The organism is Rhodothalassium salexigens DSM 2132, assembly GCF_004341375.1.
Lineage (GTDB): Bacteria > Pseudomonadota > Alphaproteobacteria > Sphingomonadales > Rhodothalassiaceae > Rhodothalassium > Rhodothalassium salexigens.
Map to the genome: position 1 here is coordinate 88,140 of NZ_SLXO01000002.1, position 22,982 is coordinate 111,121.

The following is a 22,982-nucleotide window of genomic DNA, read 5'->3' on the forward strand; positions in this document are numbered from 1 at the left end:
ACCGCCCCGTCCAGTCAATCGACGGCGGCCACGGCCAAACGGTCATAGACGGCAATCGGCCACGGCCCCGGCAAAGGGCCTATGCCAATGCTACCACTTGAACGACCCGTCGGCGCCTAAAGTGGCGAAGGGGTTGTGCGCCACTTCCCAAAGATAGCCGTCCGGGTCTGCGAAGTAGCCCGAATAGCCGCCCCAGGACACCTTCTGCCCTGCCTTGACGAGCGCGCCGCCGGCCCGCTCCGCCCGGACCAGCATGTGGTCGACCTCATCGGGCGACGACACCCCATAAGCCAGCGTGACCGGCGGATGGGCGCCTTTGGTCAGCGGAACCGTGGCGTCTTGCGCCAACCGGTCGAGCGGGTACAGCGCCAACGAAAACCCGTTCAGGTCATAGGCGACGATGCTGGCGATTTCCTCGGTTCCGGCATTGGCGGCGCGCCACCCCAGACGGTCATAAAACGCCCGCGAGGCGGCCAAATCCGCCACCCCCAGGGTGATGACGCTCAATCTCTGGTCCATGGGCCATACCTTACCGGCATGGGCCGACCGGTGAAACCGCTATTCGGCGCGCCGGCTCAGAACCGCCCGGTCAGGGACTGGCCATAAAGCCGCAACAGCCGGGCCGTCTGGCCGCGGTGGAAATCGGCGTCGAGCGGGTTGCCGCGCGCCGCCTTCAACCGGTCCAGATAACCCTCGGCCAGGCCGGCGATCAGCAGCACCGGCCGGGCCGCGGCCGGCACCTCGGCGCGATAGCCGCGCGCCGCCTTGATGCGCCGCCGGGCCTCGTCGCCCAGGCGCTCGATCAGCGGCGTCAGCTCGGGCGCGAACTCGCCGCGGAACAGCGTCTCGCGGGCGATGCCGGCGGCCGCCATCTCCGCCTCGGGCAGATAGGACCGGCGCATCTCGGCGTGGAAGCCGAACGCCCGCACCAGCCCGACCAAGGCCCAGGCGACGCCGACGCCGCGCGCCACCGCCAGCGCCCGGCGCGCGTCGGTGCCGGTCAGGCGCACCGCCGCTTCGGTGACCGCGCCGCCGGTGGCGTCGGCATAGGCGAACAAGTCGTCGAAGCGCTTGGGGGCGTCGTCATAAAGGTCGCCGACGCGGCCGTCGATGATCTCGATCAGCAGCGCCTGGGGCAGCCCGGCAGCCGGTGCCGCGGCCAGTTCCTCGGCCACCGGGTGGCGCCGGGCGTCGCCCGCATAGAGGCCGTCCACCGTCTCGCGCCACCACTGCAAGCGGATCTCGCCCAGGGTCGATTCGGTGACCTGCTCGCGGGTCTTGGCGACCTCCTGGTTGAAGGCATAGAGCGCGAACAGCGCCCGGCGGTGTTCGGGCGCCGCGCACAGCACGGTCAGATAGCGGTCGTAATCGTCGTCGCGCACCATGTCGGCGCAGTAGCGAGCGGTCTCGGCGTCCATGGCCTCTCCTTGGCCGGGCGTGGGGGCGGCGGTTCGAAGCGGTCGCGTTGCGACGCGGTGCCTGAGCCGCTCAGGGGAATAGCGGCGCCTGGGTCAGCCCGGTGGTCTCGTCCCAGCCGAACATGATGTTCATGGCCTGGACCGCCTGACCGCCCGCGCCCTTGATGAGATTGTCGATCGCCGCGACGACGATGGCGCGGCCGGCCCGCCGGTCCTCGAACACGTTGAGCACGCACTGGTTCGAGCCGCGCACCATGCGCGTCGCCGGGGCAAGATCGCCCGGCAGCACGGTGACGAACGGTTCCTCGGCATAGGCCGCGCGCAACGTGTCCTTGAGCGCCTCGGCGGTGTGGCCGGGGCTCAGGCGCACATAGATGGTCTCCAACTCGCCCCGGTTCATCGGCACCAGGTGCGGCGTGAAGCCGATGCGCACCGGCCGGCCGGCGGCCTTGCCCAGTTCCTGCTCCATTTCGGGCATGTGGCGGTGGCGGCCGACCGCATAGGGGTGCATGGCCTCGCCGACCTCGCAATAGAGGTTCTGCTCCTTGAGCGAGCGCCCGGCCCCCGAGACGCCCGACTTGGCGTCGATGGCGATGTCGTCCACGTCGATCTGGCCGGCGTCGACCAGCGGCAACAGCGCCAACAACGCCGCGGTGGGATAGCAGCCCGGCATGGCAGCCAGCGCGGTGTTGCGGATCGCCGCGCGGTTGCGCTCGGGCAACGCATAGACGGCGCGGGTTTGCAGCTTGGGCGCCTGGTGCGGCCGGCCGTACCATTCCTCATAGGCCGCCGCATCGGTGAGCCGGAAATCCGCCGACAGGTCGAGCACGCGCACCTGGCCCTCGAACCCGGTGGGCGACGGTTCGGCAAGACCCACGATGTCGTCGAGGACGGTGTGCTCGGTGGCATGGAACAGCGCGCCGACCACCTCCTGGCTCGCCACATGGGGCAGCGCGCAGATCACCGCGTCGAGTTCGGCCCCGTGCCACTCCACATCGTCCAGGTGGATCAGATCGGGCAGCGCCAGCCCGGCCAGATGCGGGAACACCGCGCCCAGCGCCTGGCCAGCCTTGCGCTCGGCGGTCAGGATGACGATTTCCACGTGCGGATGGGCGGCCAGCAGGCGCACCGTCTCGGCGCCCGTATAGCCCGAGGCGCCCAGGACGGCGACGCGCTTTTTCTGTGACATCGGATGCAACCCCTTCTTCGGCTGAGCGCGGCCGCGCGTGATCCGCGACCGCCATTGCGCCCGGCATAGCGCAGCGGCGCCCCGGATCGCTAGACCAAACCGTGGTCCGCCAGCCGCATTGCGACGGTTAATCGAGCGGCCCCGGGGCCCGGAACGAAAAAAGGCGACGCGGGCAGCGTCGCCTTGAGGCGCGAGCAAGGCCGGCGACCGCCTCGGCCCTGGTCTGACCACGGGCGCGGGCGGTCGGCGCCGACCGTGCCGGTCAGGCCAGGTCCGGCGGCAGTTCGCTGACCTTTTCTTCCATTTCGGCAAAGCCGGGCATCAGGTGCGACGGCACGTTGCGCCGGCCGATCTCCACCGTCACCTGGGGCGCATTGCCCTGCAGGTGCGAGATCAGCATCACCTTGATGATCTTCATCATCTGGTGCTCTTCGGCCAGCACCTGCTTGAGCCGCTGCGACATCGGGCCGACGATCAGATAGCTGAGGAAAATGCCGAGAAAGGTGCCGACCAGGGCGCCGCCGACCATGCGGCCGAGCACGTCCACCGGCTCGTTGATCGACGCCATGGTCTTGATGATACCGAGCACGGCGGCGACGATGCCCAGCGCCGGCATCCCGTCGGCCATGCTTTGCAGCGCGTGCTGGGGCTCGTGCTCCTCGGCCTCGTGGCGGGCGATGTCCAGGTCCATCGCCTCTTCCATCTGGCTCGGGTCTTCGAAGTTCATGGTCATCATGCGGATATAGTCGCAGATGAAGGTCACCAGATGGTGGTCCGCGGCGATCTTCGGGAAGTGCTGGAAGATCTTGGAACTTTCCGGGTCTTCGATGTGCGGCTCGACGGCGATCACGCCCTTTTGTCGCATCAACTTGACCAGCAGGTAGATCAGACTGAGCGCGTCCTTATAGTCGTCGGCGCCCCATTTGGGGCCTTTGATGACCTTGGAGATGCCCTGAAAGGTGTGTTTGAGCACGCCCCCCGAATTGGCCATCAAGTACGCGCCGCAAGCGCTGCCGAAGATGATCATCAACTCGTAGGGCAGCGCCTTGAGGATGATGCCCATCGAGCCGCCGGACAGGATATACCCGGCGAACACCATGACAAACGTGAGGGCAAGGCCGATAAAGATCAACATCAGGCGTTTCTCTGGGGCAAAACAAACCTCTGGCGTTCCACCGGATATGGCATTGACGCGCCTAAGAAACGGTTAAAGGGCGGCGGGCCGGCGGCGGCGGCGGCGGCGGTTGCCGGCGGGCGGGCATGGATCACCCCGCCGGCCGGCGGTGCCGGTGGCCCGATCGCGCTGACGTGCGCGGCGAGCGCTTGGGCGGTCGGCGCTCAGAGGCTGATGGCGGCCGACTTGCCGATCACCAGGGCATGGGTCCAGAACACCACGACATACAGCACCAGGCCGACGATCACGCTACGCAGCTTGGGCTTTTGCGGCGCCTTGGCCCACGCGGCAAACGGGATGTTGGACGACCGCGCCGCCAACTCGGCGAACCTCTGCGGGTCGCGCGCCCGCATCTTGGCGTCGGCCAGCAGCATGGCCAGGGGCGCGTAAACCAGAAAGGCGCCGAACACCATCAACAGCGATAACTCGCCATTGGCCACCAGGTGCGAGGCGGCGAACAGACCGATCGCCCACAGGAACGGGTGACGCACCACCGCCTTCATGCCCGGGTCGGAATAGGCCCCGGACATCAGGATGAACGCCGCCGGCATCAGCAGAGCGGGCACCAGCGGCCCATAGGCGGGCGGCGTATAGACCGGCACGAAGCCCATGGCGCGGGCGCCGAGCACCATCAGCGCGATCCCGGCCAGGCTGGCGACGGTGACCAGCCCCTTATAGGCGCCCTCGCCCATGGCACCGGCAAGGGCCCGGCGCACGGGGTACAGGCCACTGGCCACATGGCTGCCGAAGAACAGGGCCAATCCGGCCGTCAGCGTGGTCATCGGGTCGCTTCCTCCTGTTAATCCGCCGCCGGCGCGGGCGCCGGTCGTCGCCATTGCGGAAAGCGCGCCGCCCAATCGCGGCCGGCCGACAGGTCGTTTTCCACATAATCCTGCAATTGCCCGATTGCCTCGGCCGGGTCCTCGTCGAGACTGAACGGGTCGATCGGGTCGGCGAAGGTCATGTCGAAGCGGGTGCCGCGCTTGTTCAGCATCTCGTTGAACAGCGTCATATCGCGCAGCTCTTCGTTGATCGCCGCCAGAAAATAGAACATGTGCGAATTACGGCCATTGATGTGCAGCGGCACGATGGGCGCGTTATACTTGCGCGCGAAGGTCAGCGGCGTCGACAGCCATGGCCGTTCGCGCAGCCGCCCGCCCTGGCGATAGGCCAGCCGGCCGGACGGGAAAATCACCACAGCGCGCGCCTCCTGAAACATGCGCACGGCGGCCAGCAGGGTTTCCTTGCTGCGGCTGCGGTTGCGGCGCTCCTGTTCCCACTCCACCGGGATCATCATCTGCCCCAGCGCCGCCACCGCGCGGATGGCGTCACGATTGACGAAAAACGCCACGTCGGAGCGATAGCCGCGCAGGCCCTGATAGATGGTGATGCCGTCGACGATGCCGGTGGGATGATTGGGCAGGATCACCACCGGGCCTTCCTTGGGCACCCGGTCGAGCCCGTCGATGCGGACGTCGAGGTCCAGAAGATCGACCACATTGTCCATGACGTCGAAGGCGGTCAGCCCTTGCACGGCATCGACCATCTGGATCGCCGTCTTGTGGCGCAGGATCGGCAGGAACACCTTACGCACCGCCGCCCAGACCATCGGGTGGCGGCGCAGCCGGGTGGCGCGCTCCTCGATCAGCACATCGACAATATGCTTATTGGTGTCGCTCATCGCGTCCATCTTGTCCGTGTTGTGCGGGTCGCCGCCGTCCGGCCATCGCACGCTCCGCGTCGACGCCGCGTTGTGGCGAACGCGCAGCGGTCCGGCCGGGGTTTGGGTGGTCCGTCCAAGGGTCATGGTCGCCGATGGTCCTTGCCGCCTCGATGCCATCCTCCGCGACCGAAGCCCGACGGACGACGAGCCTGTCCCGCCTTAATACTTGACCGAGCAGCCATAAGCCCGCGTCACCTGGGTCTCGGGCGCCGCGCCCGCCGCCACGGCGTCCCAGGCGGCTGCCAGATAATTCTCCGCCGTCTCAACCGTCGCCGGATCGGCGGACGGCTGGTCGTCGATGGCGCCCATGTAGCGCAGTATCCCCTCGGCGTCGATCAGAAACATGTGCGGGGTGGCGGTGGCGCCATAAGCCCGACCGATCCGGCCGTCGGGGTCCAACAGCACATGGGTGGGCGCGGCGTCGCGGGCATCGGTCAGCGCGCGCGCCTCCTTGCCGCTCACATACCCCTGCTTGCCGGGCGCCGAACTGATCACCGACAGCCACACCGCCCCCGCGTCGGTCAGACGCCGTTGCAGCGCCTGCATGTTACCCGCGCCATAATGTTTCTGGACATAGGGGCACAGATGGTTGGTCCATTCGAGCACCACCGGCTGGCCGCGAAACTGGTCGAGCGCGACCATGTGCCCGTCGGCGGTGGCGCCTTCGAACACCGGCGCGGGCGCGTTGGGTTGCGGCCCCTCGGCGGCGACGGCGGCGCTCGCACCGCCCAAGAGCACACAAACGAAAACGCCCAGACCAAGGCCGGCGCTTCGCACCGCGGTTCGGGTGGCTTGCCAGACACGCGCCATCTTGTCCCTCCTGCCTCCTGCCCGGATGACCGATCCGGTATCGCCGGTCCGGTTTCCCGATTGCCGGTATGCGGCTCCGCTGGCCGATCCGCTGGCCGATGCGCTGGCCCTGGGACCGCCACCGGCCGGCACCTCAGCGCATCGACGATGCAGCATCCGCCCGGCTACCCGACACCGCGGCTTCGGCGGCCGCCAGGGCTGCCGAGATGTCGTCCATCACGCCCTCGGGCGTCAGGATCTGAGGCAGGATAACCGGCTCCCCCGGCCCGGTGAAGAACAAATAGAGCGGCACACCGCTGCGCCCATAGCGGCGCAGCACCCGGCCGATGCGGTCGTCGCGGCTGGTCCAGTCGCCGACCAGCACATGGATATCGCGCTCGGCCAGGAAGCGCTCGACCCGCGGCGCGGCGAGCGCCACGCGCTCGTTGACCTGACAGGTAATGCACCAGGCAGCGGTGAAGTAGACGAACACCGGCTCGCCCGCGGCGCGCAGGGCCTCCAGCCGGTCCCGGCTGAACGGTTGCTGCGCCACCGCCCCGGCGCTCGCGGCCTGCCCGGCCACCGGTCGCGACGCCAATGTCACCGGCGCCGCCATCACCCAGGCCACCGTGCCGACCAGCGCCAACACCACGCCGACGCCGCGCCACGCCGCACTGCCGCCCCATACGCGCGCCATCCAGACCATGAACGCCAGCAGCACCATCGCCGCCAACGCCGCCGCAACGCCGTCGGCACCGGTCTGGATGCCGAGCACCCAAACCAGCCAGACCACGGTCAGAAACACCGGAAAGGCGAGCGCTTGCTTGAACACCTCCATCCAGGCGCCGGGGCGCGGCAGCACCGCGGCCAGGGGCGGGATCGTGCTGATCGCCAGAATCGGCAGGGCCAGCCCCAGACCCAGGGCGGCGAACACCGCCAGGGCCACACCGGCCGTCTGGGTCAGCGCAAAGCCCAGAGCCACGGCCATGAACGGCGCGGTGCACGGGGTCGCCACCACGGTGGCCAGCACGCCGGTGAAGAAAGCGCCCACCGGGCCTGAGCGCTGGGTCAGGCCCTGGCCCACGCCGGCGAACCGCCCACCGACCGAGACCAGCCCCGCCAGGTTGAGCCCGACGGCGAACAACACCAGGATCAAGCCGAGGATGATCCAAGGATTCTGCAACTGGAAGCCCCAGCCCACCGACTGGCCGGCCGCCTTGAGCGCCAACAGCACGCCGGCCAGGGCCAGCATGGACACCAGCACGCCCACCGTGTAGGCCGCGCCCTCGACCCGGCGATGGCGGGCGCCGCGTTGGCCGCCCTGAACCATGGCCAACGCCTTGAGCGACAGCACCGGAAACACGCACGGCATCAGATTGAGCAACACGCCGCCGACCAACGCGAAAGCGAGCGCCGTCAGCACACCCAGATCGGCCCCCGGCGCGCCGGCGCCGCCAACGGTGGACGCGCCCGCGCCCTGATCGCCGGCGCCGCGATCGCCGACATCGGCGGCCTGCGCGCTGGGCGTGCCGGCGGGGGCGGCCACCGGCCCCTGCTCCAGCGCCGCGGTCAGCGCATAGCCGCGCGCCGGCCCATCGGCCGGCCAGACCTTGAGCAGCCCGCGCACCGGCCCCTCCGGCTCGACGCCGGCGGCCAGCGGCACGGTCAGCGAAAAGCCGTCTTCGCCCGCCGAAACCGCCTGGCCGGCGGCATGGTCGATCAGCATGGCGTCGCGCGGGAAGAAATAGGCCTCGGTGACGGTGGCGAGCGCCGCCGTGGCGGTGGTCACGTCGAGGCGCAAACGCTCACCATCGCTGACCGCCTGGGCGGTCCAGGGGCTGGCGCCCGGCAGCGCGGCACGCGCACCGGCGAAACGCTCGGCGGCCGCCGGGTCGGCGGCGCCGTCGCCGAGCGGCAACGAGAACGACAGCCGCGCCGATTCCGGCACACAGATATCGGCGCACACCAACCAGTCGGCGGCCAGGACCACCGGCAGCCGGTCGCCGGCCACCCGCTGGCCCAGATCGTCGGGCGGCGTCACCCGCACCAGCAGGGTCGCAGCCCCCTTGTAGCCATAGTTCATCAGCGGCCCGAGCGGCAGCCGCGCGGGCACCGGGTAGAGCGGCGGCGCGGCGGTCACGCCCTCGGGCAGCGTCCAGGCGAGCGCGTTGGTCATGCCCGAATCGCCGGGATTGCGCCAATAGGTATGCCAGCCGGTGCTGGGGTCGAGCTCGACGCCGAGCCAAAACGGCTCGCCCGGCGCCACCGAGGCGACCTCGCTATAGACCCGCACGGTGGTGTTGTCGTTCTCGACCACCGCTTGGGGCGTTTGCGCCTGCGCGGCCATCGACAGGACGAGCAGGAAAAGGGAAATCAGGGACCGTGTCATGGCCCCCGAGATACGCCGATCGCGCGTCAGTTTAAAGGCAGCGCGATCGAGCGCGGGTCTCAACTGTGCGTGACCGGGCGTTTCGGCCTGCGGGTCACTCGCCCTCGAACACATAATAGGGCACCTCGGCCAGCCGGGCGCGCGCCTGCGGCACCCAGTCCTCGATGCGCACCTTGCGTTCGCGCGGCACCAGCATGTTGACCAGCGACAACGGCCCATAAGCCCGGTTGAAGGTGCTCAGGCTTTGCAGTTGCTGGCGCCGGTTGGTGTCGGCGATCTCGAAGATGTCCTCGAACACCGCGCGCATGCAGCGGAAAAACTCCTGGATACCGAAGGTGGTGTCGCGCGGCTGCGCCTGACCCGGTTGGGCGGTGAAGCGCTCGGTCTTGGCGATCTGGGCCAGGATCGCGTCTTCGACCCGCTTCATCTTCTGGTTGATGGCATTGAGGGTCAAAAGGTCGGTGCGGGTCTTCACATAGCCGTCCAGTTCGGCCTCGGTCAGTCTCGCCCCCTTGGTCCGCCCGCCGCGGAACGCACCGAGATTTTGCAGATCGTCCTTGGTGATCTGGGGCAGCAGCAATTCCACCTCGTCGCGCAGGCTCATGCCGCGCACCGCGCCGAGCGCCGAGGTGTCGCGCATCCACCGCGCGATCAGATGCGCCCGGTCGGTCTGGTCCATATGGGCGAACCGGAACAGCTTGGCGCACTTGGCGGCCACCGGCAGCACCGATTCGGTGAAGCTGGCGAACACCGCGCGCATGTCGCGGGCCTTGCCCACATGGCTGGCATAGGCATAGAGCGCATTGGCGATCTCGGCCTCGGTCTCGCGAAACGGGATCGACCGGCCGACCGTGTTGTGCAGTTCCTTGACCGTGGTGGGAAAGGTCTGCGGGGTAATCTTGTTGGCCTTGAGAAACGCCTCGAAGCGCGCCTGGCCATGGTCGCTGCCGATGCCGAGTTGGGCCTGAACCAGCGTCTGGCTGAGCGCCTCGTTGACGTCCAAGCCGCCCAGATACTGACCGATGGCGTATTCGGTCACGTCGCGAAAATTGGCATTGGGATTGCCATACTTGGTCTTCGGCACCCGGTCGTAACGCTGACGGACCGCTTTCTTGAACGTGGTCGCCGCCGACGCCATGGCCGGCCGGTCGGCCTCGGCCAGCAGCGCCGCCCCGCCCTCGACCGCGCGCACATATAGTTCGAGCGCGGCGGAAAACGCGGTCTCCCAAACGCCGCTTTCGCTGATCCGCCGCAGCACCAGCCGGTCCTGCAGCGTCAACAGGTCGCGCTCGGCAAAGGTGGCGAACAGATGATCGAGCAGGCGCACCGTCCAACTCATCGGCGTGTCGTCGACCCGATAGGCAAAGCGCTGCGTGTGGTTGAGCTTGAGAAACAGCACCAGCGCGTCGCGTACCGCCGTCAGGTCGTTGGGGATTCGAAACGACGACCGGCCGCCCAGCGCCATGGTCAGCAGCGCCTCCATCAGCCCGATCAGGTGCAGCTTGACCCGGCCGTTGCGGTCGACCAGCCCGCTGGTCTCCAGAAGCGCCGTCTCCGAGACCCGTTGCGCCTCGACCAGCAGCGCGGCGGTGTCGACGGTGGAAAAGCGGCTCAACAAACGCACCACATTACGGTTGACGTCCTCGCGCACCATTGCCGCTCCCATCCCGATGACCCGACGTCCTGTTCCTTCGCCGGTTCTTCTTACTCCCGTTCGAACGCCATGCGCAAATGTCGCTGCGATATCGACAAATAAAAAAGGCGACCGCCGGCAGCGGTCGCCTCTGAACAATTTGATGTAAACTCGACTTAACGCTTCGAGAACTGGAAGCTGCGGCGAGCTTTCTTGCGGCCGTACTTTTTCCGTTCGACGACCCGGCTGTCGCGGGTCAGGAAGCCGGCGGCCTTGAGCGGCGAGCGCAGCGCCGGCTCATAGCGGCTGAGCGCCTGGGCGATGCCATGCTTGACCGCACCGGCCTGGCCCGACAGACCCCCGCCGCTGACCGTGGCGATGACATCGAACTGGTTCTGGCGGCCGGCCACCTGGAACGGCTGATCGACGATCAGCCGCAGCGTCGGACGGGCGAAATAAACCTCCTGGTCGCGGCCATTGACCGTCACCCGGCCACTGCCCGGCTTGATCCAGACGCGCGCCACGGCATCCTTGCGCTTACCCGTGGCATAGGCACGGCCTTGGGCGTCGATTTCGGGCTGGCGCTCGGTCGGCGCGTCGGCTTCGGCCAGACCGGTGTCGCCGGCGGACACAGCGCCGGTGGCGATGTCTTTCAAATCCTGCAGACCTTGCTTTTCCTCGGCCATCGCCCTTACCTCACGTTCTTATCGTTCATGGCGGCCAGGTCGAGCTTTTCGGGCTGCTGGGCCGCGTGCGGGTGATCGGCGCCCGCATAAACCTTCAGATTGCGCAGCTGCTGCCGACCGAGCGGGCCCTTGGGCACCATGCGCTGCACCGCCTTCTGGATCACCCGCTCGGGGAAGCGACCGTCCAGGATCTCGGCAGCGGTATTCGACTTGATGCCGCCGGGATAGCCGGTGTGGTGATAGTAGACCTTGTCGCGGCGCTTCTTGCCGGTCAGCTTCACCTTGTCAGCGTTGATCACGATCACATTGTCGCCGCAGTCGATATGGGGCGTGTAAATGGGCTTGTGCTTGCCGCGCAGCACATTGGCGACCACGGCCGCCAACCGGCCCAGCACCACGTCTTCCGCGTCCACAAGCAGCCATTTCTTTTCCACATCGGCGGGCTTGGCCGAATAGGTCTTCATGGCTCGTCCTTCCTAAGCTCACACCGGCACCGGCCCGCCCATCGAGGCGCACCCGTGCCGCGGCACTGTTGTCGCATGATTCAGGCATGGTCGGGCGACCGGCGCCTGCCGTCGTCGCCCTGGTCCTGACGCGCTGAATAGGCCCTTGCGGGTCGCAGGTCAAGCTTTAAATGCGTTGCGGGACAGGGGCTTATCGTTGAGGTATCCGGGTACCTCAATCTTCCGTTTCTTGTTTTACCCAAGCGAGATAGCCGGCATTTCCGGCGACCACGGGCAGCACGGTGACGCACGGCACCTCGTAGGAATGCAGTTCGACGATGCGGGCCATGGCGGCGTCGGCGCGCGCCCGGCTGGTCTTCATGAACACCACGGTTTCGCGCTCCTCCCCGACGCCGCCCTCCCAGCGGAACACCGAGGTCACCGGGTCGACCACATTGGCACAGGCGATCAGCCGCTCGGCGACCAGCGCGCGGGCGATCGCCAGCGCCTCGTCGGTCGACGCCGCGGTCATATAGAGCGTGACAGCCTCGGCGGCGGTCGCGGTGTCGGCGCTGGTGGCGCGGTCCGGACTATGATCCGGGCTGAGGTTGGCGCTCATGGGCGGGCTCCCGGGCCGGCAGGGATTGATGCAGCAGAATCATCCCCAGCGTCAGCACGGCCACCCCGCCGGCCTGGTGGGCGGCCCCCAACGCCACGGGCACATGAGCCAGCAACGTGGCGATCCCCAGGGTCATCTGCAACAGGCAGACACCGGCGAGCGCCAGGGCGGTCCCGGCGACCGGCTCGTCGCGGCGCACCATCCACCAGCCGGCCCCCAGGCTCACCGCCACCAGGGCATAGCCGGTCATCCGGTGGACGAACTGCACCGTCGCCGGGTTCTCGAAGACATTGACCCAGGCCGGGCGCAGGTCCCACAGCGCGAACGGCAGCCAACGATCACCCATCAACGGCCAGGTGTTGTAGACATGGCCGGCCTTGAGCCCGGCGACGAACGCGCCCGCACACAGTTGCACGGCGATCAAGGCCAGCAACGCCGCCGCCACCCAAACCGCCGGCCGCGACGCCCGGGCCGCGCGCGCCGGCGGGTCGCCCTGCGGCCGCAACAGGTCGAGCGCGGTCCACACCAGGGCGGCGAAGATCGCCATGGCGAGCATGAAATGCGCCGCCAGCCGGTACTGGCTGACCTCGGGCTCGTCGACCAGCCCCGACTGGACCATGTACCAGCCCATCGCCCCCTGTGCGCCGCCGAGCGCCAGCAGCCCCAAGAGCCGCGGCCCATAGCCCTGCGGGATGCGCCGGGCCAGCGCGAAGCCCAGCAGCGGCACCGCGAACGCCAGCCCGATCAGCCGGCCGAGCAAGCGGTGGCCATATTCCCACCAATAGATGACCTGAAACTCGCCCAGCGACATGCCCCGGTTGACGATCATATATTCGGGCGACGTGCGGTAGAGCGCGAACTCGGCCTCCCAGGCGGCCTGGCTCAGCGGCGGCAGAATGCCCGACACCGGCTTCCAATAGACGATCGACAGGCCGGATTCGGTCAGCCGGGTGATGCCGCCCACCACCACCATCAAGGCGACCAGCCCGGCCACCCCCATCAGCCACAGCGCCACCGCCCGACGCGCGCCCGGCGGGGCGGACGCCCGCGCGGAGATCGGCGAAGCGGACGACGGAGCCGACAGGCTTTCGCCCGCGCCGGCGGATGGCAGGAGATCGGTCATGGCCGTTCACTTACCCATGCCGGCAAGCGTCGACAAGAGAGATCGGATGCCGCAGCGCCGGGCCCTTCCCCTTTGCCGCGCCCACACCGCCGCCCCCTTCCCTTTTCAGCGGCCGGCGCTTATAGACCCCAGCCATGACCGAAACCGCCGACCCCTTTGTCTTTCCCGCCCGGGCGATGATCGACGCGCCCGGCGGCGATCCGTTTCCGCACAAGCATCTGCTCGGCATCGCCGGGCTGAAGCCCGAGGAAATCCGCTTCCTGTTGCAGACCGCCAACAGCTATGTGGAACACAACCGCCAGGCCCTGAAGCATAAGCCGACGCTGGCCGGGCTGACCCAGATCAACCTGTTCTTCGAGAACTCCACCCGCACCATGATGTCGTTCGACATCGCCGGCAAACGGCTGGGCATGGACACGGTGTCGATGACCGGCGAGGCCAGCTCGGTGCGCAAGGGCGAAACCCTGCTCGACACCGCGCAGACGTTGAACGCCATGCGCCCCGACGTGCTGGTGGTCCGCCACCGCCAGTCGGGCGCGGTGGCGCTCTTGGCCCAGAAGGTGGACGGCGCGGTGATCAACGCCGGCGACGGCTGGCACGAACACCCGACCCAGGCACTGCTCGACGCGCTGACCATCCTGCGCCACAAGGGCCGGATTGAGGGCCTGGAGGTGGCGATCTGCGGCGACGTGGCCCACAGCCGGGTGGCGCGCTCCAACATCTATCTGTTGAACGCCCTGGGCGCCTATCCGCGCCTGGTCGCACCGCCGACGCTGATGCCGGCGCACGCCGAGCGGCTGGGTGCGTCGGTGCACACCGACATGGCCGAAGGCCTCGACGGCGCCGACGTGGTGATGATGCTGCGCCTGCAACGCGAGCGCATGGACGGCGCCTTCGTGCCCAGCGAGCGCGAGTATTTCACCTTCTACGGCCTGACCGAGGACAAGCTGGCCCTGGCCAAGCCCGACGCGCTGGTCATGCACCCCGGGCCGATGAACCGCGGCGTCGAGATCGCCACGGCGGTCGCCGACCTGCCCGGCCGCTCGGTGGTCGAAGCACAGGTGGAGATGGGCGTCGCGGTGCGCATGGCGTGCCTCGACGTGTTGACCCGCCACGCCCGCGCGGCCAAGGGAGCCGGCCAATGACCGAAACGCTGTTCCTCAACGCCCGCCTGATCGACCCGGCGAGCGGCCGCAACGAGTTGGGCGCGCTGCTGGTGCGCGACGGCCGGATCGAGGCGATCGGCGACGGCGCCAAGGCCGCCGCCACCTCGCGCGCCGACCGGGTCGACCTGGCCGGCCATCTGCTGTGCCCCGGCCTCGTCGACATGATGGCGTTCAAGGCCGAACCGGCGGCGTGCCTGGCCGGCGGCATCACCACCGTCGCCCTGATGCCCGATGCCGGCCGGCCGATCGACACCGACGCGGCGGTCGAGCATGTGACCGGCCGGCGCGACGGCGTGCGGGTGCTGGCCTATGGGGCGGCGACGCGCGGCCTCGCCGGCCAGGAAATGGCCGAGATGGGGCTGATGCACGCCGCCGGCGCCGTCGGCTTTTCCGACGGCCGGCGGGCGATCGGCGACGCCCGGGTGATGCGCCGGGTGCTCAGCTACGCCGCGCGCTTCGACGCCCTGGTGGTCCAGCATTGCGAGGACCCCGCCCTGGCCAATGGCGGGGTCATGAACGAGGGCGCCACCGCCACCCGGCTGGGCCTGGCCGGCATCCCCGCCGCCGCCGAGACCATCCTGGCCGAGCGCGAGGCGCGGCTGACCGAGCTCAGCGGCGGGCGCTGCCATCTGGGCCAGGTGACCGCCGCCGAGACGCTCGACGTGGTGCGCCGGGCCAAGGCGCGCGGCGTGCGGCTGACCTGCGGGGTCTCGCCCCACCATCTGACGCTCAATGAAACCGCGGTCGGCGACTATCGCACCTTCGCCAAGCTGTCGCCGCCGTTGCGCGACGAGGCCGACCGCGCGGCCTGCGCCGCAGCCGTCGCCGACGGCACCGTCGACGTGATCGTCTCGGTCCACGACCCGCAGGACGAAGAGGACAAGCGCCTGCCGTTTTCCGAGGCGGCGCCGGGCGCGGTCGGCGCCGAGGCGCTGCTGGCGCTGGCGCTGGCGCTCTACCACAAGGGCGAGGCCGACCTGGTCACCGTGTTGCGCTGTCTGACCAGCCGGCCGGCCGAGTTGCTGGGCTTGGCCGCCGGGCGGCTGGTCGAGGGCGCGCCCGCCGACCTGGTGGTGATCGACCTTGACGCGCCGTGGCGGATCGACAAGACCGCGCTCAAGGGCGTCACCAAGAACACGCCCCATGACGGCCTGCCGGTCCAGGGCCGGGTGCGCCGCACCCTGGTGGCCGGCGAAACCCTCTACCAAGCCTAGGCACGGGGCGCGCGCGCGCGCCCGGCGCCGCCGCCGGCCCGACCCGTTCAGACCCGTTCACGCCAGACCGGAGCCCGCCTCGCCATGATCACGCCCGTTCTGCCCGCCATCCTGCTCGGCTATCTGCTGGGGGCGGTTCCCTTCGCGCTGGTGCTGACCCGGGCCGCGGGCTATGGCGACATTCGCCGCATCGGCTCGGGCAATATCGGCGCCACCAACGTGCTGCGCACCGGCAACAAGCCGCTGGCCGCTGCTGTGCTGCTGCTCGACGCCGGCAAGGGCGCGCTCGCCTATGGCCTGGCGCTCGCCTTCGCGCCCACCGCCGCCCTCGCCGCCGGCGTGGCCGCGGTGGTCGGCCACCTGTTCCCGGTCTACCTCAAGTTCCGCGGCGGCAAGGGGGTGGCGACCTTCCTGGGCCTGGTGATCGCCGTCGACTGGCGCCTGGGCGCTGCCGCCTGCGCCGCCTGGGTGGCGACCGCGCTGGCCTTCCGCTTCTCGTCGCTGGCCGCCCTGGTGGCGGTGACGGTGACGCCGGTGGCGGCCTATCTCCTGGTCGGCATCGATCCGGCGGTGGCGCTGTTGGCGCTGGCGCTGGTGATCACCTGGCGCCACAAGGCCAATATTCAGCGCCTGGCCGCCGGTACCGAACCGCGCATCGGCGCCAAATAGCCGACACTCGATGTCATTATACCACTTTTGATTGACAAGGGCCCGCGCACGGCGAAACCATGATGCCATGGAAGCGTCCTCCTCCCTGCCCCAAGCCGAGCGCCTTGCCCGGCTGCGCCTGATCCGCACCGAGACGGTCGGGCCGATCACCTACCGCCAGTTGATGGCGCGCTACGGCACGGCGGTCGCGGCGCTCGAAGCGGTGCCGCTGTTGGCCCGGCGCGGCGGCCGCGCCAAGCCGCCGACCATCCCGACCCGTGCCGCGGCCGAGCGCGAACTGGCCGCCGCCGCCGCGATCGGCGCCGAACCGCTGTTCCTGGGCGATACCGGCTATCCGCCGCTTGTGTCGGCGATCGAGGATGCGCCGCCGGTGCTCTACGCGCGCGGCAGCCGGCACCTGTTGGACACGCCCGGCATCGCCATCGTCGGCGCGCGCAACGCCTCGGCCGCCGGGCGGCGCATGGCCGGCGATCTGGCGCGCGGGCTGGGTGCCGCCGGCGTGGCGGTGGTCTCGGGCCTGGCGCGCGGCATCGACGCCGCCGCCCATGACGCCGCCCTCGCCACCGGCACCGTCGCGGTGTTGGCCGGCGGGGCGGACATTCGCTATCCGCGTGAAAATGCCGCGCTTCAGGACCGCATCGCCGCCCAGGGGCTGCTGGTCACCGAGGCGCCGCCGGGCACCGAGCCCCAGGCGCGCCATTTCCCGCGCCGCAACCGGATCATCTCGGGCCTGGTGCTCGGCGTGGTGGTGGTCGAGGCGGCCGAGCGCTCGGGCTCGCTGATCACCGCGCGACTGGCCGGCGAACAGGGCCGCGAGGTGTTCGCGGTGCCCGGATCGCCGCTGGATCCGCGGGCCAAGGGCGCCAACCGGCTGCTGCGCGACGGCGCCCATTTGGTCGAAAGCGCGCGCGACATACTGGAACTGCTGGACAGCATGAGGCGACCCATGGAAGAACCCGGCCCCCGAGCCCTGTTCGCCGGCGCCGGGCCCGACGCCCGGGCCGAGCCCAGCGACGATGAACGCGCCCGGTTGCGCTTGTTGTTGTCGCCGGCGCCGACGCCGATCGACGATTTGGTGCGGCTGTCCGCCTTGACCGTGGATCGGGTTTTGACCATTTTGCTGGAAATGGAGCTGGGCGGCACCATTCAGCGCCATCCCGGAGGGCGCGTGGCGCTGGCCTGACCGGCCGACGCTCAAGACCGAGACCGGCAACAACCGGTCAGACCGGCCAGAACGGCCACAACCGCCGGGACGGACCGAACCAATCAGATCGCAGCGTGCCCCCGGGTCGGGTCTTCCGCCGACCGGACCGGCTGGGCACGACAGAAGGGATGGGGATGAAAGTCGTTGTCGTCGAGTCGCCCGCCAAGGCCAAGACCATCAACAAATATTTGGGCCAGGACTATCGCGTGGTCGCCAGCTATGGCCATGTGCGCGATCTGCCGTCCAAGGACGGCTCGGTCGACCCCGAGCAAGACTTCGCCATGGCCTGGGAAGTGGACAGCGACGGCCAGAAGCGTCTGAAGGCGATCGCCGACGAGTTGTCGAACGCCGACACGCTGTTTCTCGCCACTGACCCCGACCGCGAGGGCGAGGCGATCTCGTGGCACGTGCTCGAATGGTTGCGGCACAAGAAGCCCAAGCTGGTCGACAGCGTGGCGGTGCGCCGGGTGGTGTTCAACGAGATCACCAAGTCGGCGATCCTCGACGCCGTCGCCCACCCGCGCGAGGTCGACCAGGAGATGGTCGACGCCTATCTGGCCCGCCGCGCGCTCGACTATCTGGTCGGCTTCACGCTCAGCCCGGTGTTGTGGCGCAAGCTGCCCGGCGCCAAGTCGGCCGGCCGCGTGCAGTCGGTGGCGTTGCGCCTGGTGTGCGAGCGCGAGACCGAGATCGACCAGTTCGTACCGCAGGAATACTGGACCGTCACCGCCGACCTGACCTCGGCCGGCGGCGACGCGTTCAAGGCGCGCCTCCATGCGCTTGAGGGGCGCAAGCTGCAAAAGTTCGACCTCAAGGACGAGACCACGGCGCGCGCCGCCGTGGCCCGCATCGAGGGCCGCGCCCTGTCCGTCCAGGCGGTCGAGAAGAAGCCGGCCCGGCGCCATCCCCAGCCGCCGTTCACCACCTCGACCCTGCAACAGGAAGCCAGCCGCAAGCTCGGCTTCTCGGCGTCGAAGACCATGCGCGTCGCCCAGTCGCTCTATGAGGGCAAGGAACTCGACGGCGAGACCACGGGTCTGATCACCTATATGCGGACCGACGGTGTGACCATCGCTGCGGAAGCGCTGCACGCCGCGCGCCGCCAGATCGAAAGCCACTACGGACCCGACTATCTGCCGGCCAGCCCACGGGTCTACAAGTCCAAGGCCAAGAACGCCCAGGAAGCCCACGAAGCGATCCGCCCGACCGACCTCGGCCGGCGTCCGGGGCTGCTGCGCTCGGCACTCAACGACGACGAACTCAAGCTCTACGACCTGATCTGGAAGCGCACCCTGGCGAGCCAGATGGAAAGCGCGCGGGTCGAACGCACCACCGTCGACATCACCACCGCCGACGGGGCGGCGGTGCTGCGCGCCACCGGTCAGGTGATCCAGTTCGACGGCTTTCTGACCCTTTATCAGGAAGGCCGCGACGACGAGGGCGACGACGACGACAAGGCCCGGCTGCCCAAGCTCGCCCAGGGCGAGGCGGTGGCCGCCGACAAGATCACCCCCGAACAGCACTTCACCGAGCCGCCGCCGCGCTATTCCGAAGCCAGCCTGGTCAAGAAGCTGGAGGAACTGGGCATCGGCCGGCCGTCCACCTATGCCTCGATCCTGTCGGTGCTGCAGGATCGCAACTATGTGCGGCTGGAAAAGAAGCGCTTCCACCCCGAAGACAAGGGCCGGCTGGTCACCGCGTTCCTCGAAAGCTTCTTCAAGCGCTATGTGGAGTATGACTTCACCGCCAAGCTCGAAGAGCAGCTCGACGAGATTTCCGCTGGCCAGCTCGACTGGAAGCGGGTGCTGTCGGACTTCTGGTCGGACTTCAAGCCCAAGACCGAAGAGGTGCTGGGCATCCGCAACGCCCATGTGATCGACGCCATCAACGATCATCTGGGCCCGCTGGTGTTCAAGGCCACCGAGGACAATCCCGACCCGCGCGCCTGCCCCAAATGCGCCGACGGCCGGCTGGCGATCAAGGCCGGACGGTTCGGCGCCTTCATCGGCTGTTCCAACTATCCCGAGTGCCGCCACACCAAGCCCTTGGGCCAGGTGATGGGCGGCGGCGAGGACGCGGCGGCGGCCGCCGACCGGGTGCTCGGCCAGCACCCCGAGACCGGGCGCGAGGTCAGCGTCAAGGTGGGCCGCTTCGGACCCTATGTGGAAATGCCGCCGGCCGAAGACGGCGACAAGCCCAAGCGCGCGTCGATCCCCAAGGACCGCGACGCCAAGACGCTCGACCTGGACACGGCGGTGCAGTTGCTGTCGCTGCCGCGCGAGGTCGGCCTGCACCCCGAGACCGGCGAACCGATCACCGCCAATATCGGCCGCTATGGCCCCTATGTGCAGCACCAGCGCCAGTATGGCCGGCTGTCGTCCACCGACGAGGTGTTCTCGGTGGGCATCAACCGCGCCGTCGCGCTGATCGCCGAGGCCAAGACCAAGCGGCGCGGGGCAACCGCGCAGACACCGCTCAAGGAACTGGGCAGCCATCCCGACGACGACGAACCGGTGGCGATCTTCGACGGCCGCTATGGGCCTTACGTCAAACACGGCAAGGTCAACGCCACGATCCCCAAGGGCCAGGACCCGCAGGCCCTGACGCTGGAACAGGCGCTGCCGCTGTTGGCGGAAAAGGCCAAGAAGGCGCCGGCCAAGAAGACCGCCGCGCGCAAGACCCCGGCCAAGAAAGCACCGGCGAAGAAAACCGCCGCCAAGACCACGGCCGCTAAGACCACGGCGACGAAAAGCACCGCCAAGGCCGGGACCAAGACGGCGAAGGCGTCGGGCACAAAAGCCGCCGGCCCCAAAACGTCCGCTGCCAAGGCCGCCGGCAACGGCAGCGCCGCGAAAGGCACCACCAAGACGACGACCAAGAGCGGCGCCAAGACGGCAACGCGGGCCAAATCGACCGCGCCCAAGGCTGGCGCCAAGACGGCGGCCAAGGCCGCGACGGCGGGCAAATCGGGCAGCCCCGCCGACCCGGCGGAAAGCTGAGGCGCCGTGGCCAACAACTCCGACACGCCCCCGGCAAAACCGCGCGCGCCGCGCGCCGACCAGCCGGACAGCAGCCGCGCGCCCGGCGACCCGGTGCCGAGCAAGGCCGAGATCCTGGCCTATGTGGCCCAGGCCGACGCCCGGGTCACCAAGCGCGACATCGCCCGCCACTTCAAGGTCAAGGGCGCCGACAAGGTGGAGCTCAAGGCCCGGTTGCGCGCGCTCAAGGACGAAGGCGCGCTGGAACAGGACCCGGCCAAGTCGCTGCGCACCGCCAACGCCCTGCCCTCGGTCACCGTGGTCGAGATCACCGGCACCGACGTGGACGGCGACCCGCTGGCCGCGCCCACCCATTGGGACGGCGACGGCGCACCGCCGCGCATCTATCTGGCGCCCGACAAGCGCCGCCGCGGCCCAGCGCTTGCCAAGGGCGACCGGGCGCTGGTCAGGCTCAGCCTCAATCGCGACCAGCGCACCTATACCGCGCGCATCATCAAGGTGCTCGATAGCCAGCCCAACCGCATCCTGGGGGTGTTTCGCGGCGGCGACCTCGGCGGCCGGGTCGAGCCGATCCAGAAGGGCGCCAAGAAGGATTTTTGGGTCGACCGCGGCGACGACGGCGGTGCCGAAGACGGCGAACTGGTGCTGGCCGAACCGGCCGGCCGCGGCCACAAGCACCGCCCGATGGGGCTCAAGCCGGTGCGGGTGATCGAGCGGCTCGGCGACGTGTCCGGCCCGCGCGCGATCAGCCGCATCGCCATCCACGCCCACGCCCTGCCGACGGTGTTTCCCAAGGCGGCGATCGAGCAGGCGGAACAGGCCCAGCCGGTCAGCCTTGGCCGGCGCACCGACCTGCGCGATGTGGCGCTGATCACCATCGACCCGCGCGACGCCCGCGACCATGACGACGCCATCCACGCCGAACCCGACACCGACCCGGCGAACCCCGACGGCTGGGTGTTGACCGTGGCGATCGCCGACGTGGGCCATTATGTGCGGCCCGACAGCGCGCTCGACAAGGCGGCGCGCGAACGCGGCAACAGCGCCTATTTCCCCGACCAGGTGGTGCCCATGCTGCCCGAGGCGCTGAGCACCGATCTGTGCTCGCTGATGCCGGGCCAGGACCGGGCGTGCATGGCGGTGCGCATCTGGATCGACCGCGACGGCCACAAGCGCCGCCACCGGTTCATGCGCGCCCTGATGCGCTCGGCGGCCAATCTGACCTACGAAGACGCCCAGTTCGCCGCCGACGGCCATGACGACGGCACCGTGGGCGAGGCGCTGACCGAGACCGTGGTCAAACCGCTGTTCGCCGCCCACCAGACGCTGGCCCGCGCGCGCGCGGCGCGCCAGCCGCTCGACCTGGACATGCCCGAGAAGAAGATCGAGCTCGACGACGCCGGCCGGGTGGTGGCGATCCGCGAACGCGAGCGCCTGCCCGCCCACCGGCTGGTCGAGGATTTCATGGTCCTGGCCAATGTGTGCGCGGCCGAAACGCTCGAACAGAAGCGCACGCCCTGCATGTATCGGGTGCACGAAGAACCCTCGGTGGACAAGCTGGACAGCCTGCGCGAATTCCTGGAAAGCCTGGATCTGGCGTTTCCCAAGGCGCAGACGGTGCGCCCGGCGGTGTTCAACCGGGTGCTCGACCGCGCCCGCGCCGCCGAGGTCGAGCATCTGGTCTCGGAGGTGGTGCTGCGCAGCCAGACCCAGGCCTATTACTCGCCCGAAAACCGCGGCCATTTCGGCCTCGCCCTGGCGCGCTACGCACACTTCACCTCGCCGATCCGGCGCTATGCCGACCTCTTGGTCCACCGCGGGCTGATCCGCGCGCTCGGCCTCGGCGGCGACGGCCTGACCGACGCCGATGCCGAGCAGATGGAACGCATCGGCGAGCACATCTCCACCACCGAACGCCGCGCCATGCTGGCCGAGCGCGACACGGTGGATCGCTATCTGGCGACCTATCTGGCGGGTCGGGTGGGTGAGATCTTCGCCGGCCGCATCGCCGGGGTCACCCGCTTCGGCCTGTTCGTCGAGTTGGACGAAACCGGCGCCTCGGGGCTGGTGCCGGTGGGCTCGCTCGGCGACGACTATTATGTGTTCGACGAAAACGCCCGCGCGCTGGTTGGCCGGCGGTTCGGCCAGACCTATCGGCTCGGCGACCGGGCCGACGTGCGGCTGGTGGAGGTGGCACCGGTCAAGGGCGGCTTGCGCATGGAATTGCTAGGGGAACCCAGCCTGCCAGCCGGCCGCCCGGGCGCTAACGGCCGCCCCCCGCGCAAGGCCAAGGCGAAGCCGGGCCGAACCAAGGCCAAGGCGTCGGCCAAGGGCCCCAAAGGCGCCAAGGGCGGGCGCGGCAAGCCGCCGAGGCGGAAGACCGCCGGCAAACGCCGCTGAGCGCAGCGGCAAGGCACCCTCCGCGATCGTCCACCCGCCATGGGCCAAGCGCAGCGACGCCCTCCAATCGCCGCCGGCCATGGGCGCAAGACCCCGCCGGGCCTCGATCCGACCGCCGGCGTCCATGGCTTGCCAAGCCGCCTG

The 22,982-nt window shown here is 69.3% G+C and carries 19 protein-coding genes; 6 read left to right on the plus strand and 13 right to left on the minus strand.

Annotation, left to right across the window (positions count from 1 at the left end):
• Positions 1–90: 90 nt before the first annotated feature.
• From EV659_RS02845 to EV659_RS02900, 13 genes are all read right to left on the minus strand, one after another.
• Positions 91–519, minus strand: coding sequence for a VOC family protein (locus tag EV659_RS02845; RefSeq protein WP_132707285.1), 429 nt, complete (start codon positions 517–519; stop codon positions 91–93).
• A 56-nt stretch (positions 520–575) separates the two neighbouring features.
• Positions 576–1,418, minus strand: coding sequence for a phytoene/squalene synthase family protein (locus tag EV659_RS02850; protein WP_132707286.1), 843 nt, complete (start codon positions 1,416–1,418; stop codon positions 576–578).
• 70 nt (positions 1,419–1,488) lie between these two features.
• Complete coding sequence (gene argC, locus EV659_RS02855) at positions 1,489–2,607, minus strand: N-acetyl-gamma-glutamyl-phosphate reductase (protein ID WP_132707288.1); 1,119 nt, start codon at positions 2,605–2,607, stop codon at positions 1,489–1,491.
• 262 nt (positions 2,608–2,869) lie between these two features.
• Positions 2,870–3,742 carry a flagellar motor stator protein MotA gene (motA, locus tag EV659_RS02860; protein WP_132707290.1) on the minus strand — a complete coding sequence of 291 codons (873 nt, stop codon included), beginning with the start codon at positions 3,740–3,742 and terminating at the stop codon, positions 2,870–2,872.
• A gap of 203 nt (positions 3,743–3,945) precedes the next feature.
• Positions 3,946–4,563: an NnrU family protein gene (locus EV659_RS02865; protein ID WP_165878673.1), complete on the minus strand. Its 618-nt coding sequence runs from the start codon at positions 4,561–4,563 to the stop codon at positions 3,946–3,948.
• A 17-nt stretch (positions 4,564–4,580) separates the two neighbouring features.
• Positions 4,581–5,462: a 1-acyl-sn-glycerol-3-phosphate acyltransferase gene (locus tag EV659_RS02870; RefSeq protein WP_165878674.1), complete on the minus strand. Its 882-nt coding sequence runs from the start codon at positions 5,460–5,462 to the stop codon at positions 4,581–4,583.
• A 201-nt stretch (positions 5,463–5,663) separates the two neighbouring features.
• Positions 5,664–6,314, minus strand: a complete 651-nt coding sequence (locus tag EV659_RS02875; RefSeq protein WP_132707295.1) for a redoxin domain-containing protein — start codon at positions 6,312–6,314, stop codon at positions 5,664–5,666.
• 133 nt (positions 6,315–6,447) lie between these two features.
• Positions 6,448–8,682: a protein-disulfide reductase DsbD family protein gene (locus EV659_RS02880; RefSeq protein WP_165878675.1), complete on the minus strand. Its 2,235-nt coding sequence runs from the start codon at positions 8,680–8,682 to the stop codon at positions 6,448–6,450.
• 94 nt (positions 8,683–8,776) lie between these two features.
• Positions 8,777–10,336, minus strand: coding sequence for a hypothetical protein (locus EV659_RS14630; protein ID WP_165878676.1), 1,560 nt, complete (start codon positions 10,334–10,336; stop codon positions 8,777–8,779).
• A gap of 155 nt (positions 10,337–10,491) precedes the next feature.
• Complete coding sequence (rpsI, locus tag EV659_RS02885; RefSeq protein WP_132707299.1) at positions 10,492–11,001, minus strand: 30S ribosomal protein S9; 510 nt, start codon at positions 10,999–11,001, stop codon at positions 10,492–10,494.
• 5 nt (positions 11,002–11,006) lie between these two features.
• Complete coding sequence (gene rplM / locus EV659_RS02890; protein WP_132707300.1) at positions 11,007–11,465, minus strand: 50S ribosomal protein L13; 459 nt, start codon at positions 11,463–11,465, stop codon at positions 11,007–11,009.
• Positions 11,466–11,679: 214 nt separating this feature from the next.
• A complete protein-coding gene (cutA, locus tag EV659_RS02895; protein WP_200287487.1) occupies positions 11,680–12,063 on the minus strand; it encodes a divalent-cation tolerance protein CutA in 384 nt (127 codons plus the stop codon).
• Entirely contained in the window at positions 12,035–13,186 is a 1,152-nt protein-coding gene (locus EV659_RS02900; protein WP_132707302.1) for a COX15/CtaA family protein, read from the minus strand. Before EV659_RS02900 ends, cutA begins: the two co-directional genes overlap by 29 nt.
• A 176-nt stretch (positions 13,187–13,362) precedes the next feature.
• On the opposite strand from EV659_RS02900, the gene EV659_RS02905 reads away from it, so the two are divergent.
• From EV659_RS02905 to rnr, 6 genes are all read left to right on the plus strand, one after another.
• Positions 13,363–14,331, plus strand: coding sequence for an aspartate carbamoyltransferase catalytic subunit (locus EV659_RS02905; protein ID WP_132707665.1), 969 nt, complete (start codon positions 13,363–13,365; stop codon positions 14,329–14,331).
• Positions 14,328–15,566, plus strand: a complete 1,239-nt coding sequence (gene pyrC, locus EV659_RS02910; protein WP_132707303.1) for a dihydroorotase — start codon at positions 14,328–14,330, stop codon at positions 15,564–15,566. Before EV659_RS02905 ends, pyrC begins: the two co-directional genes overlap by 4 nt.
• Positions 15,567–15,650: 84 nt before the next feature.
• Positions 15,651–16,235, plus strand: coding sequence for a glycerol-3-phosphate 1-O-acyltransferase PlsY (gene plsY, locus EV659_RS02915; protein ID WP_132707305.1), 585 nt, complete (start codon positions 15,651–15,653; stop codon positions 16,233–16,235).
• 67 nt (positions 16,236–16,302) lie between these two features.
• Positions 16,303–17,418 (plus strand): DNA-processing protein DprA, encoded by a 1,116-nt coding sequence (gene dprA, locus EV659_RS02920; RefSeq protein WP_132707306.1) that lies wholly within the window; start codon positions 16,303–16,305, stop codon positions 17,416–17,418.
• A 155-nt stretch (positions 17,419–17,573) separates the two neighbouring features.
• Positions 17,574–20,438 (plus strand): type I DNA topoisomerase, encoded by a 2,865-nt coding sequence (gene topA, locus EV659_RS02925; RefSeq protein WP_132707308.1) that lies wholly within the window; start codon positions 17,574–17,576, stop codon positions 20,436–20,438.
• A 6-nt stretch (positions 20,439–20,444) separates the two neighbouring features.
• Complete coding sequence (gene rnr / locus EV659_RS02930) at positions 20,445–22,838, plus strand: ribonuclease R (protein ID WP_200287496.1); 2,394 nt, start codon at positions 20,445–20,447, stop codon at positions 22,836–22,838.
• Positions 22,839–22,982 lie beyond the last annotated feature (144 nt).